The organism is Rhizobium cauense (assembly GCF_019511525.1).
Lineage (GTDB): Bacteria > Pseudomonadota > Alphaproteobacteria > Rhizobiales > Rhizobiaceae > Rhizobium > Rhizobium cauense.
Map to the genome: position 1 here is coordinate 271,271 of NZ_JAEUAT010000006.1, position 14,913 is coordinate 286,183.

Below are 14,913 nucleotides of genomic sequence, written 5' to 3' on the forward strand. Positions count from 1 at the left end.
GCCACTCTCGTCCGGAAATGGAAACATACAGCCCCGTCTGACTGCGGGCGGGCTGAAACGCATTTGCTTCACGCCAAGCACGGGATTGGTCCGTTAACCGCGGTTCGTCCAGTAATCCTGACGCTCCGCGATTTGCTCATAGGTGACGGTTCAGGCGCTCCGTCGAAGCGACTGCCTACCGCCGGAAAATTCCTCGCATTGCACGAAACAAACCCCGGAAAATCCAGTTTGTTCCGAAGGTTATCGACCTCCCGCCTGGTGTGGCACTTTGACCATCCTTGGAAATTTTCCTTGGTCGCCCTAGGTCGTTGGAGAAGTGGTATGAAGGAGTAAAACAATGCCGAAAGTAACATATCATGTAGGACCACATGACGACGGGTACGGATACCGTCTCGGCGATGTCTGGTCCGAAACGTTTGCTGATCACGACACGGCGCTGGCCGCGGCAAAATCGGCAGCAGAGAGGCAGCATCTCGAAGGACGCGACGCTGAAATCGCCTATCAACTCCCCAATGGCAGATGGCAAACAGAATATGCGGCGGGAGGAGATCGGCCGGATACGGAGGTTATTGATGACGGAGAGGCTCGCAAGTCATGACTACACTTACCGGTTCCTGCAGGTGCGGGCAGGTCAGGGTTGCTGTGCGCGGCGACCCGGTGCGCGTCGGAATTTGCCATTGCACCGACTGCCGGCAGGAAAGCGGCTCCGCATTCACCTTCTTCGCAGTCTGGCCAACATCGGAGTTTCAATCGAAAGGTGAACCGTCAGAGTATGCCGGCCGTCAATTCTGTCCAAAGTGCGGATCTCGCTTGTTCTCGCTCAGTGGCGAGGAAGTCGAGATCAAGCTCGGAATTCTGACTGATGCGCCAACACCTCTGAAGCCGACATACGAACTCTGGATAAAGCGCAGAGAAACGTGGCTAACTCCGGTTGAGGGCGCAGAACAGTTCGACGAAGATCGTTTGTGAAATCTCGGAAAGGATCCAGAAACCGAGGGACATTTACCCAGGGAGCGTGGACCGCCATCAGTTAGTTGATCATGTCGCGCGATGGCGTTCATCAGTGCTGAAATCGTCTTGAGGGTCTCAGGGCCCTCATGACATCGATTTTGGAACCGATATCGATATCTCCAGTTTGACCACCCTACGGCGGTTTTCTGGCTCCCTCTTCAAAATAGGGAAAGAATGATGCTCACGTCACTCCACCACCCTCGCTTCGTCGGCCTGATCGGCTATCTCCAGATCACCGAAGGGCATGCTTCCTGGAAGGTACTGGTGACCTCGGGAGCTATCGAAAAGCTTTCCCAAACCCAAACAGCCGATCTCGTATTGGCGAAAAGCGCGGCCGAGATTGAGCAAATTGCCCGTCAGAAGCTTCGAAGGGGTCAAACGATTGGCGACATGATCTGGATTCGAGCGCTCGACGTGCCCTAACCGCAAGAAGGCAGTCTCCCTGAAAGGCAAGGAACTTGCAGAAATCCGTGGCGTGAACGGAACTTCGTTCTCGTGCTTGAGAACAAGAGGCATTTGTCGCAGTCACTCGCTTTTCGACGAAGAGCATAAGCTGCGCGGCGCCTGGCTGACGGAGACCGGCGCGTTCCAAAACGCTACGCTGGGCTTTTTTTCTTTGCCCCCCAGAACGAACACCCCCGCCGGACGTAAACGTGAGGTGTTGAATGCGATCGGAGACCTCGCAGTTGGTGGTGACGACAAGGCTAGCTTACACCGCCATGCCGTCGTGGGCTTCAAGGATGATGGACCAAGGGCGGACACCTGAGAAAAGGAACGGCGCACCCGACACTGGAAAATAGTGATCCGGGAAAGCGCAATTAGACTTCGCCGCCGAAAGAGAGACGATCTTGGCATCGCTTTCATCGACCTTTTGAGCCACCGAAGCACTCGCAGAGGGCGCTGTCGCGCCGACTTCGCTCATCGATGCATTCCGGTCCTTCAATGGCCGATGCCTTTGAGAGATGCGGCAGGGATCACCTTTGGCGTCAATTTCGACCAAGTCGGCGAGGCGACGTGCACATCGCCGCGCTCACATCCTAAAATGCCCGGAGGTGGTAACGTCGGACTTGCCGATTCTTTCGACTATGGGTAGCATTCGATCCAGCCTCACATTCTCTCGTGCATTCATCCTTTCGTCACAACACGGAGATGAGAATGCCAAGTGTCAGTGCATTGCAGGCATGGATCGTCGCCTCTTTGAGCTTTTTGCAGCTGAGTTCGATCGCATTCGCAGAGCCCACGGTCGGCATCATCAGCGTCAGATCGGAAGACGTCTCAGCAAAGCATGAGTTCGTGGGAAGGGTTGAAGCGATCAACTCGGTCGACATTCGATCAAGAATCAGCGGCTTCATCGAAAAACAGCTCTTCAGCGACGGCCAGTTGATAAAAAGCGGGCAACAGCTATTCCTGATGGATGCGCGGGGCCTGCAGATATCACTTGCCGATGCAAAGGCGGGGTTGGCCAGTGCTCAGGCCAGCCTGGATGATGCTGAAAGACGTCTTGCAAGAAACCAGTCACTGAGCGGCCAAAGCGTCACCCGAGCTACATTGGAAGAAAGTCAGGCAGCGCGTGAAACCGCGGCAGCAGCTCTGCAGTCCGCTCAAGCCCGCGTCAGCCAGGCCGAGCTCGACCTCAGCTACGCCACGGTTATTTCTCCAATTGACGGGCGCATAGGCGCTGCCAACCTTTCAGTCGGCAATTTCGTCGGCGACAGTTCCTCTGTACTCGCTCGCATCGTTGAGATCGATCCGGTTCGTGTGGTTTTCTCCGTGAGCGACAGGACCATCCTGGATTTAAGAGCTGCTGCACCAGAAGCCAGCAAGGAGGAACTTGCAGGGCGGTACCGGCCGGGCCTGAGATTAGCGAACGGTCAGGCATACCCAGAGCGGGGGACGATCGAGTTTTTCGGGAACGAAATAGACGAGCAAACCGGAACACTGGCGGTTCGCGCCCTGTTTCCTAACCGGGGGTCACTCCTCACCCCCGGCCAGTTCGTCACTGTTGTCATTGCCGAAGCCGAACCTGAACTGCGGCCGGTGGCGCCTCTGGGTGCGGTCCAGCAGGACCGAGCCGGCAAGTTTGTGTTTTTGGTTGACGAGAAGAACGAGGTTGCTCTTCGCAGGATCGAGGTCTCGACCCAGACCGGGGGGAACTGGATCGTGGACAGCGGTTTGAAAGACGGTGACAAACTTATCGTGGAAGGACTTCAAAACGTCGCAGAAGGGGTGGCTGTAAAAGCTGTTCCGGCTTCGTCTGAAGCCGAGCCCTCGCCGGCCGGTGCCGCGAAATGAACATATCGGCGCCGTTCATTGCACGACCTCGCTTTGCGATGGTGATCGCAATCGTGATGATGATCGCGGGTTCACTCGCGCTCCTGCAGATTCCCGTGGCCCAATTTCCTCAGATCACGCCTCCAGAAGTCGTGGTATCTGCGAGTTATCCCGGCGCCAATGCAAGCGTCATGACCGATAGTGTCGGGGCGCCGATCGAAGATCAGGTCAATGGTGTCGAGGACATGCTTTACATGTCTTCATCGAGCACCAACAACGGAGCCTACAGTCTGACGGTCACGTTTGCGCCAGGAACCGACCCAGCCATCGCGCAGGTCAATGTGCAAAACCGCGTTGCCATGGCAACGCCGCGGCTTCCTGCAGCCGTAACCCAGACGGGCGTAGCTGTTCGCAGCCGATCCTCCAGCATGCTGCTCGGCCTTTCGATCTACTCGCCAAGGGGGACCAAGGACGAGATCTTCATAAGCAACTACGCGACGATCAATATCCGCGATGCTATCGCTCGCATACCAGGCGTAGGAGAAGCGAGCGTCTTTGGTCCGACTTATAGCATGCGTATCTGGATGGACCCCGACCGGATGCAGGCGCTCGGCATCACCGCATCCGATCTGACCACAGCCATACAGGCTCAAAACGCGCAGGCGTCCGCCGGCCAGCTTGGCGCTCCGCCGGCAGTATCGGGCCAGCAGATGCAGTTGACGGTCATGGCAAGGGGCAGGCTTACCTCGGAAGCGGAATTCGGAGGCATAATCATCCGAACGAACAGAGATGGGGCGGTCGTACGACTTCGCGACGTGGCAAGGGTCGAGCTTGGAGCACAGTCCTACGACACCGCATCGACATTGAATGGCCAACCGGCAGCAACAGTTGTTGTCTATCAGTCCTCTGATGCGAATGCCTTGACTGTCTCGAACGCCGTGCTTGCCGAAGTATCCGCACTATCGAAGCAGTTTCCCGAGGATGTCGCCTACACACTTGTTTTCGATACCACGTCTTTCGTGAGGCAGACAATCGAGGAGATCTTTGTCACTCTTGCGATAACGTTTACCCTTGTCGTCGCAGTGGTGTTTGCCTTTCTTCAGGATTGGCGCGCCACAGTCATACCGACACTCACCATCCCGGTCTCGCTCATCGGCGGATTCGCGGTGCTGTATGTCATGGGCTACTCTGCCAATACAATCACACTGTTCGCGATGATCCTGGCGATCAGCCTTGTCGTGGATGATGCCATCATCGTCGTCGAGAACGTCCAGCGGGTGATGACCGAAACCGGGGTCGACGTGCGCGAAGCGACAGTCCGCACTATGGCTCAAGTCACCGGGCCGATAGTTGCCACGACGCTGGTGCTTGCTGCGCTGTTTGTTCCCGTCGCGTTCCTTGCCGGCATAACCGGGGAGCTTTACCGACAGTTCGCTGTGACCATCATGGTGACGATCATCTTCTCGACGATCAATGCACTGACCCTCAGCCCGGCTCTTTGCGTGCTGATGCTGAGGCCTGCGCAAGAAAGCCAATTGATCTTGTTCAAGAAGATCAATGGAGGGCTTGATCGCTCGCGTCACTTCTACCTCCGGCTGCTGGCGACATTCGCGCGACGGATCGGGATCAGTGCCATGCTGTGCCTCGCCATTGCTATCGGAATTTTCGGCTTCTACCGGGTTTTGCCTACAGGGTTCGTGCCCGCAGAAGACCAAGGCTACATGTTTATGAACGTCCAGCTCCCGAATGCGGCCTCCCTGGAAAGGACTCAGGAGACGCTTGCGTCTGTTACTTCGATCCTGCAGCGAACGCCTGGCGTTGCCAACACGATCGGCATTGCGGGCGCCAGTATGATCGGCGCCGGTGGCTCCAATACGGGCATGGTGATTGCTGCGCTTACGCCTTGGAACGACCGCGGCCGTGATCAAAGCGTGTTTACTCTGATCGAAAGGCTGAGGGCGGAATTTTCCGCTGTGTCCACGGCCTCTGTCGTGCCGTTCAATCCACCTGCAATCCCGGGCCTTGGGAACACCGGTGGATTTGACTTTCGTCTGCAGGCGCGCGGCGGACAAAGCCAGGAGGAGCTTGCAGAAGTCATGCGCGGCTTAATCACCAGCGCCAACAGCACGCCTGGATTGTCCAGTGTCTTCAGCACGTTTTCGGCCGACGTTCCCCAAGTCTATCTCGATATCGACAGGAAGCGCGCCGAGCTGTTCGGAGTGTCCCCCGCGCTCATTTTCAGTACCCTTCAATCACATCTTGGCTCATCATATGTGGACGACTTCAATATTTTCTCGCGGGTCTATCAGGTTCGGATTCAAGATGAACCGAGCTTCCGCGGGCGGATAGAAGACATTCAGAGATTGCATGTGCGAAGCCAGTCTGGCGCCCTTGTTCCCATGCAGGGAATGCTGTCAATCTCAACCGTTTACGGTCCGAGCTCCATCAACCGCTATAATCTTTTCCCGTCGGCAGCTATCAATGGTCAGGCCGCGTCGGGAACGAGTACCGGACAAGCTTTGAGCGCAATGGAAACGTTGGCCGGCGAGAGACTGCCGGCAGGATTTGGATATGAATGGACGGGCCTTGCCCTGCAGGAAAAGCAGGCCGGCAACCAGACAATCATTATTCTGATCATGGGAATGGTGTTCACCTATCTGTTTCTCGTGGCGCAATACGAAAGCTGGTCCATCCCACTGGCGGTCATGTTGTCCGTCGCGACCGCCCTCCTTGGCGCCTTGGGCGCCCTCGTTATCGGTGGTATCGACCTCAACATTTATGCGCAAATTGGGCTGCTTCTTCTGATCGGTCTGGCTGCAAAGAATGCAATCCTGATCGTCGAGTTCGCAAAGGAACGACGGGAGGAGGGCCTCAGTATCATGGAGGCTGCCACGGAAGGGACGTCACAGCGTTTTCGACCGGTGCTGATGACGGCAATGGCGTCGATTCTGGGCGTCGTTCCGTTGGTCGTTGCCACCGGAGCCGGCGCTGGCAGCAGACAGGCAATCGGAACGACGGTACTCGGCGGCCTGCTAGTGGGCACCGTGCTCGGGCTTCTTGTCATCCCACTCCTCTACGTCTTCGTACAATCGATCCGGGAAACAGCAAAAAGACGCGTCTTCGGAATTCAGGAGAGCTCTCCAAGGAAAGTCAACGAGCCTGCAGGTTGAGTGGTCACAACCGTAAGAACGCCCGCCGATGGCAACGCCGTATGGTGGGACGCCTTCCGGAGGCGGCCTTTTCGGAGCGCACTGGATGCGCGTGAGGTGAGAGAATGAGAGGCCGGATACCTGCGGCGGGGATTTCGTAGGAACAAAAGCACGGTGCGGTCATTCCTTTGTATCCATGGAGGAAAAATGATGACCTATGATCCCAATTCTGAAAAAGACCTCGATCTTCGAACGACACCGCGGAGCTACCGTCCGGGAAGCTGGAGTACGTGGGTTGCCGTGGCTGCCGTCATTTTGATTGCTGCTTTCGCTTGGATGCAGTGGAGCGGAGCGGACACGGATCATTCGCCCACAGCCTCAACAACGCCGCCTATTTCTGAATCTGCCCCCAAACCAGTCGCTCCGGCAACCCCGCCTGCTGCCGCTCCGGAAAATCCGTCGACCAATACGCAGCCGTAGCCACCGCTAACGAGCAAGCCGCTGTGAATACCGCAGCGGCTTTCGCACGAGCAGAAGACGCTCAGTGCAGAACATCGCCTGCTCTTTTCCTTGGGCGCGCAGTCCGTAGATTGCGGCAAGCAGGCTCAACAACAGAGCCTCGCCTCGACGCGGCTGCCGAGCAGTCGACAGTTTCAGTAGCGAAAGTCACCGCACAAGATTCGACCTTAGAAGAAAGGGGTTATGTGCGTCAAGTTCAGCAAATTGGGCGGTCATGCGGCTTGGCGCATAGCGAGTTTTTTGTGCTCTCGTAGATCGTCCATGTTGATGTAGCGATTGGCCTCCATCCAGTTTTCGTGGGTTTCAACGGCGAGGGCTCTGACGAGGCGCAAGCAGCTCTCTGCGTTTGGAAAGATGCGCACGACATAGGTCCTGCGGCGGATTTCTTCGTTGAGGCGTTCAAGCATGTTGGTTGATTTCAAGTGCTTGTGATGCTGGCGTGGCAATCGGAAGAAGGTCAGCGTCTGTTCGATTGTCTCCTCGACCCAGCTGGTCAAGCGCGGATAGCGTGCCGACCACTTGGTGAGCCAGGCAGAGAGATCGGTCTTGGCTTCGTCGAGGTCGCGCCGGTCGTAGAGCCACCGCAGTTCCTGCAGGCAGTCGTCGCCATGCTTTCGGGGCAGATGATCGAGGGCGTTGCGCAGAAAGTGCACGTAACAGCGCTGCCAGGCGGCCTCTGGAAGTGTCTCCGCGATCGCCGCCACGAGGCCGGCATGATCGTCTTATACCACCAGTTCCACACCTCGCAAACCGCGCCCTTTCAACTTGACGAGAAAGTCCTTCCATGCCGAGCGGCTCTCGCGGGCCGCCATTTCGACAGCCAGAATCTGCCGCCGTCCGTCCCAATCGATGCCGACTGCAATCAGAACCGCCTGGCTCATCACCACGCCGGCCTCACGGACCTTCTCATAGCGCGCATCGAGGATCAGATAGGCAAAGGGCTCGAGAAGCGCCCGCTCAGCAAACGCCTTCAGGCTTTCGTCCAATCGCTTGTTGATCGCCGAGATTGAAGATGCCGAGAAAGCATGGCCGCAGAGCTCTTCGGTGATCGCCTTGACCTTTCTGGTCGACACCCCCTGCACATACATCTCCGCCAAGGTCGCCACCAAGACTCGCTCGGAACGTTGATATCGTTCAAACAGTTCGGTGGAAAAATGTCCCGAGCGATCTTGCGGAACACGCAGTTCAAGCTTGCCAACGCGGGTGATCAACGTTCGGCCGTAGTGGCCTGAGCGGTACCCGAGCCGGTCCGGCGTGCGCTCGCTTTTGCCAGCTCCAAGCGCCTCGTCCATCTCCGCTTCCAGAACCTCCTGCATCACTGCGCGGATCACTTCACGCAGGCCGTCGGGGTTCGATAGCAAAATCTCTTTCACTGCAGCACTGGCTGTCCTACCATCGGTCTTGGTCATGGTGGCGCTCCCTCCGGGGAATGGGTGACGTTGAACATCACCAGATCCCATGGGGACGTATGGATAGCGGCGAGTGCTCTGGCAAAGTGACGTTGCTAACAAACACCCGTGGAGGAATACCATGCATGTAGTGGCTGACCGATCCGAAACTCTGACTGCTATCCGGACTGATCTGGGCGCGATCTTCGTGTCGTTGGAGCTCAGCCGTTCAACCTGGCTGATCACGTCGCTGTCGCCTGGTGGCGGCGAGAAGTTGTCAAAACACAGTGTCCCCAGTGGTGATTTATCCGCCTTGTTCCGTCGCCTCGATAGCGTGCGAGAGAAGACGAGAGCGCGCCTGGGACGAGACTTTCCCATCGTTGCTATCCAGGAGGCCGGGCTGGATGGCTTTTGGATCCATCGAGCTTTGCGCAAGGCGGGGGTCGAGAGCTACGTCGTTGATCCCGCGTCGATCGCAGTGTCTCGTCGCAGTCGCCGAGCCAAGACCGACAAGATCGATGGTGAAGCGCTCGTTCGCTCTCTTCTTGCCTTCAAGCGTGGCGAACCGCGCATATGTGCAATGGTCAAAGAGCCAACACCGGAGCAAGAGGACCGTCGGCGCATCTGTCGCGAGCGCAAGGTACTGACGACCGAACGGATATGTCACGTCAACCGAATAAAGGGGCTGTTATTCGCACAGGGGATCACGGACTATGAACCACTCAACCGAGACCGCAGGGACCGACTTGAGGAACTCCTAACCGGCGATGGAAGATCGCTTCCGCCCCATCTTAAAGCCCAGATCGGCCGCGAGCTCGACCGCCTCGAACTATTGCTTGCACAGGTTAAAGAGATAGAGATCGAGCGTGACAAACTTCTGCATACGGAAGAAGTCGTAACTCGCAGTCCCGCCAAGCTCCTTATGGAGATCAAAGGCATTGGCCCGGAGTTTGCGGCTGTCCTCTGTCATGAAGGCCTCTTTCGACATTTTGACAATCGCAGGCAGGTGGCCGCCTACGCAGGCCTAGCGCCAACGCCGTGGCAAAGTGGTCAAGTCGACCGAGAGCAAGGCGTGTCCAAAACTGGCAATCCACGGCTGCGAACAACGATGGTCCAGCTCGCGTGGCTTTGGATACGCCACCAGCCGGGGTCGAACCTTACACTGTGGTTCCAAGCCAGGCTCCAACGCAACGGAGGTCGTTTCAAGAAGACTACGATCGTCGCGCTCGCGCGAAAGCTGCTGATTGCTCTCTGGAAATACGCGACATCTGGCGTCATCATCGAGGGCGCCTTGATGAAAGCCGCATAACTGTCTCATTCCCCAGGGCCTGATCAGTCCTGACGGATGCAGGTGGACGAACCGCATGGCAGACTGGCCTGAAATGCCGCTCACTCAGAATGGTCTCGTCGCCTGAGCCCAGCCGCCGAAAGCGGGATATTGGTGCAGCCGTGAAAGAGCGGCGACCGAATGTGAGGTTGATCTGCTCGGCTAACGAGCAGAGTCATGCAGTCGGGCTCAACCTGGATCCCAGAATTGAAAGGGCATCGATATGAGAAGCTAGTCCCACTTGACCGGCGCTTCCCCATGTGAGTCTGCCATGGCCGCCTTCCCTTAGGAAATTTGCAGAACCTTCAGCACTCTACCAAGAAAGGTCGGATCGTTCGGTGATGTGAACACTCCGTTTTCAGTGTTTTGACTTTGTCGACGACCGCTTGAAAGCAACCTGCCGCCTTGGGGAAACGCTTGAAACGGCGCCAGGTCTTTTCGAGATATCAAAACCCGCCGTTTCCACGGGGTCGTCATAGGCTGTGTGGCACTTCGAAAATGTCTGTCCTCTGGTGAGCCCGCAGCGACAACCGTAGCCTCTGGCTTGCGCACTTCGCGGTAGGAAAGATGCTGCTCAAAGGACAGCATGAGGCTTTCTGCGCCGGTCTGACAACGTTGCGCGGGCACATCGAGAGTTGCCGAGGCCAGCTAGTTGCGATCAGCGACAGGACGAGATGGATCCTGCTGGCTTTCCAGCGCAGCCCATTTTCGCTCATTGCGCGTTGCTGGCTTGAATCTCCTGTAGGTTCTGTCAATGAACCGCAATATCCGGGTAACATGCATCAGCTTGTCCACCCAGGAGCTCAAATTAACCAAGCGCTCCGCCAACACTTCATTTGCCGTAAGGGCAACTTCAACCGGTGAATACTGCGGGAAGTGCGCAGAAAGCTCGGCGTAGGGATTCATGCGCTGTCGACCAAGGATGTCAATTTCTCCGCGCCGATACATCAGGCGTAAGACAACTTGCTCGAAGGTCCAGTCATGAACGTCCAGCACCTGATAGCGTTCACTTCGTTTTGAGGAGAATCCTGCAAGAGTAACTTGTATGTCCGGCTGAAGCTGTGCGAGCCAGAAGGCTAGCGCAAATCCGCTGGTCGGAATACTTGCGGGCGGGTAGAACGAAGAAAATACCGCCGTCAAATCAAGATGTCGGACTTCTACGTCCCCAAATTCCGAAGCCGGGCTAAATTTCTCGCGCTCACCAATCGCGAGATTGACGATTCCAAGGAAGCTGCTTCTGTCGAAATATTGCAAGACCTTGGAGACCTTACCACTTTTGACCAAATTGGAGCCCAATGTCCCGCTTCGCGTCACAAGAAGCGCAGGACGCAGGAAGGGCTCGTTCAAGACCTTGTAGACCTTGTTGAAAAAAATAAAGAGCGTTGTCTCAGGAAGGCGCGAGGTCAAGTCACTGATGTTCACCTCGTCGCTGTTCGCGACGAGAACGATATGGCTGTAGCCTTGAAAGAGGGCCTTCCAACCATCCCAATTCATTTCCTGTGAGGGGATAATATCCATGTATTCAAGGCCCTGCCTGCTCTGAAATTTTCGGTGAAAGTGGATGACAAACGGTCACCAAAGTCAAGGCAAGTGCTTCGGCGATGACCGAGGGATTGTCGAAAGCAAACAAATGCAGGCTCCTTATGCCGACTTGGCTTTCAGGCTCTTGTCGCCTTATGCTGCAAGATCCAGATCTTGAATTGGAATTGCATGAACAACCCGGCGTGAACATGCATTGGCTAACGCGTCGACGAAAATCAAAGGAAGAGCAGTCCCGAAGTCAACACGAGGCCGAAGAACATGTCATACCTGAGTGACTTGATACACCTGAAGCGTCATGCGAATCGATGGCTACGGTATAGGTTGGCGGCGCCCCAAGTTCCCAATCTTGAGGAACTGTTCAAGGGAAAGAACGTCGTCGTCGTCGGTTCAGCGCCTGTCTCGACTGAGCCCCCCGGGTGGAACGATCGCTTTCGAGTGTTGACCATAAACGCTTCTCAGGTTGCTGCAACGGCGTGGTTGAAGCAGGCCCCAGATGCCACATTGATGCAATTCAACCAGATAGAAGGAACCAACCCGGCGGCCCTTGAGGTCCGCAAGGTACTCAAGCATCAGAAAACAGGCATGCTCTGCATTCTCAATTGGCGCCACGACCTGCCCCGATTACAGAGAGGAATTGAAGCATTCCAGTACAGCTATGACGAATTGAAGCTAATAAGTCGGCACGAGCGTATTGCCCTGATGCATCGGATGACCGGACGGCTCAATCTTGAGATGGAGGGAGAGGCTAAATGGTCAAACGGGATCGTGGGAGTTGCTCTTGCAATCAACAGCGGCGCTGCCAACGTGATTCTCACCGGAATCGATCCCCTTTCCAACGGCCACAAGTACAATTCTCTTGATCTTTCTCGCATGCACAAGGAGACAGACCTCGAGGCCCTCAAAGCTTTCCGCGAGCGGGAGATGCCGATCTTTACGGCGGACCCCCACGTTGCGCAGTCCACTAATCTTCCGCTATGGGCGCTCCGCAGTTAGGTGCTAAAACGTCTACTTGGTTTGGAGGGCGTGCGATCGTGACCGACTTCGTTTGACTACCTTACCCGCCCGTTGCTTGCTCCGTTCCGGCAGCCTAGCGGTAGTCTGTCGCTCGCGGTGGCTCGTCAGCGCTAGCCGCTGCGATTTCCACGAAGCCTGACCAGTCTTGCGGGCGCGCCGACATAGATCCCGCCAGGAACAGTCGGTCCCTTCACCACACTGTTGGCTCCGATCACGCAACCACGAGCAATATGAGCGCCTGCCAGAATTTTTACGCCGGCGCCGATCCAGACGTCGTCTTCAATTACCACTTTGGCTTTTCGCAGTGGCTGGTCTTTGATTGGAAGCAATGGATCATCGAAGCCATGCTCGAACGAGATGATCGCCGTCTGCGCTGCGACCCGGACGTGGTTTCCAATGCGAATGCCACCATGCCCGAGCAGAACCGTATGGTCGTTCAGCGAAACATTGTCTCCAATCTCTATGCGTCCGCTCTGGGCGTCAATCACAACGCCGTAACGCATTGAGATCCGGTCGCCGATTGCTATTGCACCAGAACGCCACCTGAAGTGGGGCCAATAAAGCATCTTTGGCTTGGCTCCGATGGTGAGGTGACCACCGGAAAACCACGAGCGGACTTTAGCCAGCCACCCCAGGTTCACGTGTCAGGCCGGAGCAAACCCTGGATCAATCGCGTATGCCTTGTCCAGCCACCTCTGGGAATACTCGACGTCTTGCCAATTTTTGAACCAGGGACCGCCATTGGTGTAGTGAACACCTTTAGGATATCCGGTTGTTGGTTTCTGGCTCCAGCCCTCAAGCCAGTTCCATTCCTCTGGAATTTCTCCAATCTCGCTGTCAGCAGCCCACTGCAAACGATGAAGGAAAGCGCCGCTTTCTCTGTTGACAAGTTCCGGCGTCAGCTTGCGGGTTGACGGATGATCGCAATTGAAGAGCATAAATGACGACCAGTTCTTCCGAGGATAGGTCGTCTGGATCTTTCCGTCCATCTTCACACCTTCCTTGGGCGTATAGTCATGGTGTACGCACGCAACTGCGTGGTTCTCATTGCGGTACTGCAGGAGATCAGCGACGTCGCCAAAAAACAGGAAGTCGCAATCGCAGAACAGAGCCCATCCCTTGTAGTCTGCCAGCCACGGCGTGAAAAAGCGAGAATACGTAAACTCGGTGGACGCAAGTGGATCGACTTCACGGGTGTAGACACCGCGATCAATCAAGTCCTGCAGCTTGATCGGATGCACATCGACATCGATGGAAGCATTTTCCAGCAAAGTCTCCTTGGCCACCTGATAGGCGATATCCTCGCGGGAATCCCATCCAATAAAGACCGACAATTCTGCCATGTACTTCTCCCTAGATGACGTTGGGTGAAGATGGACGACTGTCGTAGGCGAAGTCAACCCAGGTTGCACGGCCAATCACCGCCTATCCTGAAGAGATTATCCGATGTTCAGTTGCGCTGACCTCATCCCTGTATAACGCTCGCGAAAGGGCTCGACAGAGTACGGTCCCCGCTGACGCTGCAAGGAGTGGTGCCCGACCATGGGGATGACGGCTTAGCGATCGCACATTCCCGGCAATGTACAAAATGGCGCGCACCAATGATCAACGAGTTCTGCACAGCAAAACCAAAAGTGAGTTGTGCATTGCGGGGACGAGATGCTCTTAATTGGCCATGATCCGCTGATTAGAGGCCGGCGAGCAACGAGCAAGTTGGAAGCAAGGCTGTATCCGTCGCTAATTACTCTGGGACAGAATTGAATATTTTAATCATCAGTCGCAAGTCCGAGAACGAAAGAAGGCGTTTTCAGTCTCAACAGATGGCGAGGCTCGGATTGACATATCGCTTCCTCGATGCGTTCGAAGCGAGCGACCTGTCCCCGGAAGACTGTCAGAAGGCTGCGAACAATTGGCCGAGTCCGACGCTTCGCCAGGACATAGCTTGCTTCACATCGCATAGGATGGCCTGGAAAGTCGTCGCCGAGCGAAACGAACAGACAATCATCCTGGAAGACGATGCCGTCCTCTCGACCGATATTGTCGAGGTGATAAAAACCATCCGCGCACGCGACGACGCCTGGAATTGCGTCTACGATCTGGAATTTGTGCCCCTGCCCCATATCATGGCGAAGTCGCCGCTGTGGATGAATGATGACAGCGGCCACAAGGCAACCCGCGTCTTTCAAAATCGGCTCGGCCTGGCGGGCTACGTCATCGGACCGCAAGCCGCCGCCAGGATGCTCGAGGATACGAAGGATTACGCTCTGGTCGATGCACACTTTTGGCATAGATCGTGGATGGCAGCCTTTCAGATCGAACCAGCTCCGGTCGTCCAGCTGCGCTTTCTCGGCAGCAGCGCCGACAGCGCGCCCTTTGTGCGGGCATCCGAAGACGACACGTTCAGGCCAACGAGCAAGCTACGCAAACATTTCATGCGCTTGCGTCTCGAGTTCATCAAGGCCCGCAATCTCGTGAAAGCACATCTTCGAAGCGAAAAGCGACAGATCGATATGGATACCGCCAAGTTCGCCTTCGCGTCCGACTACGACCACTCTTGAGTTCTTCGATGTCTCTGACAGGATAAGCAATCCGATGGCTCACTATGAACCCAAATACACTTGGCGCCGCACGCGGCCTGATGAGGATCATTCGGCCGCCGACCTCGATTGGATTGGGTTGGATGGCACCGAGT

The 14,913-nt window shown here is 56.1% G+C and carries 12 protein-coding genes and 1 pseudogene; 8 read left to right on the forward strand and 5 right to left on the reverse strand.

Annotated features, from left to right (window positions below):
- Positions 1 to 337: 337 nt before the first annotated feature.
- From JNB88_RS14245 to JNB88_RS14255, 3 genes are all read left to right on the forward strand, one after another.
- The gene (locus JNB88_RS14245; protein ID WP_220356009.1) at positions 338 to 598 is read left to right on the forward strand and encodes a hypothetical protein; all 261 of its coding nucleotides are present in this window, start codon (positions 338 to 340) and stop codon (positions 596 to 598) included.
- Positions 595 to 969, forward strand: a complete 375-nt coding sequence (locus tag JNB88_RS14250) for a GFA family protein (RefSeq protein WP_220356010.1) — start codon at positions 595 to 597, stop codon at positions 967 to 969. The genes JNB88_RS14245 and JNB88_RS14250 overlap by 4 nt, the downstream gene beginning before the upstream one ends.
- 219 nt (positions 970 to 1,188) lie before the next feature.
- On the forward strand, positions 1,189 to 1,434 hold the full coding sequence (locus tag JNB88_RS14255; RefSeq protein ID WP_220356011.1) for a hypothetical protein: 246 nt from the start codon (positions 1,189 to 1,191) through the stop codon (positions 1,432 to 1,434).
- A gap of 286 nt (positions 1,435 to 1,720) precedes the next feature.
- Here JNB88_RS14255 and JNB88_RS14260 read toward each other — a convergent pair whose 3' ends face one another.
- Positions 1,721 to 1,933 carry a hypothetical protein gene (locus JNB88_RS14260; protein ID WP_220356012.1) on the reverse strand — a complete coding sequence of 71 codons (213 nt, stop codon included), beginning with the start codon at positions 1,931 to 1,933 and terminating at the stop codon, positions 1,721 to 1,723.
- 233 nt (positions 1,934 to 2,166) lie between these two features.
- Here JNB88_RS14260 and JNB88_RS14265 point away from each other — a divergent pair, with 233 nt between their 5' ends.
- Entirely contained in the window at positions 2,167 to 3,303 is a 1,137-nt protein-coding gene (locus tag JNB88_RS14265) for an efflux RND transporter periplasmic adaptor subunit (protein WP_223217198.1), read from the forward strand.
- Complete coding sequence (locus JNB88_RS14270; protein ID WP_220356014.1) at positions 3,300 to 6,452, forward strand: efflux RND transporter permease subunit; 3,153 nt, start codon at positions 3,300 to 3,302, stop codon at positions 6,450 to 6,452. Before JNB88_RS14265 ends, JNB88_RS14270 begins: the two co-directional genes overlap by 4 nt.
- 710 nt (positions 6,453 to 7,162) lie before the next feature.
- Here the strand turns inward: JNB88_RS14270 and JNB88_RS14275 are convergent.
- Positions 7,163 to 8,359: pseudogene (locus tag JNB88_RS14275) on the reverse strand (IS256 family transposase).
- 121 nt (positions 8,360 to 8,480) lie between these two features.
- On the opposite strand from JNB88_RS14275, the gene JNB88_RS14280 reads away from it, so the two are divergent.
- On the forward strand, positions 8,481 to 9,647 hold the full coding sequence (locus JNB88_RS14280; RefSeq protein ID WP_220356015.1) for an IS110 family RNA-guided transposase: 1,167 nt from the start codon (positions 8,481 to 8,483) through the stop codon (positions 9,645 to 9,647).
- A gap of 666 nt (positions 9,648 to 10,313) precedes the next feature.
- Here JNB88_RS14280 and JNB88_RS14285 read toward each other — a convergent pair.
- A complete protein-coding gene (locus tag JNB88_RS14285; RefSeq protein WP_220356016.1) occupies positions 10,314 to 11,183 on the reverse strand; it encodes a 3-deoxy-manno-octulosonate cytidylyltransferase in 870 nt (289 codons plus the stop codon).
- A gap of 282 nt (positions 11,184 to 11,465) precedes the next feature.
- On the opposite strand from JNB88_RS14285, the gene JNB88_RS14290 reads away from it, so the two are divergent.
- On the forward strand, positions 11,466 to 12,200 hold the full coding sequence (locus JNB88_RS14290; RefSeq protein WP_220356017.1) for a molybdopterin-binding protein: 735 nt from the start codon (positions 11,466 to 11,468) through the stop codon (positions 12,198 to 12,200).
- A 131-nt stretch (positions 12,201 to 12,331) separates the two neighbouring features.
- Here JNB88_RS14290 and JNB88_RS14295 read toward each other — a convergent pair whose 3' ends face one another.
- Together JNB88_RS14295 and JNB88_RS14300 are read right to left on the reverse strand one after the other, a co-directional pair.
- A complete protein-coding gene (locus JNB88_RS14295; protein WP_223217199.1) occupies positions 12,332 to 12,724 on the reverse strand; it encodes an acyltransferase in 393 nt (130 codons plus the stop codon).
- A 141-nt stretch (positions 12,725 to 12,865) separates the two neighbouring features.
- On the reverse strand, positions 12,866 to 13,564 hold the full coding sequence (locus tag JNB88_RS14300) for a glycosyltransferase (protein ID WP_220356019.1): 699 nt from the start codon (positions 13,562 to 13,564) through the stop codon (positions 12,866 to 12,868).
- 414 nt (positions 13,565 to 13,978) lie between these two features.
- Here JNB88_RS14300 and JNB88_RS14305 point away from each other — a divergent pair, with 414 nt between their 5' ends.
- On the forward strand, positions 13,979 to 14,779 hold the full coding sequence (locus JNB88_RS14305) for a glycosyltransferase family 25 protein (protein WP_220356020.1): 801 nt from the start codon (positions 13,979 to 13,981) through the stop codon (positions 14,777 to 14,779).
- Positions 14,780 to 14,913: the final 134 nt, after the last annotated feature.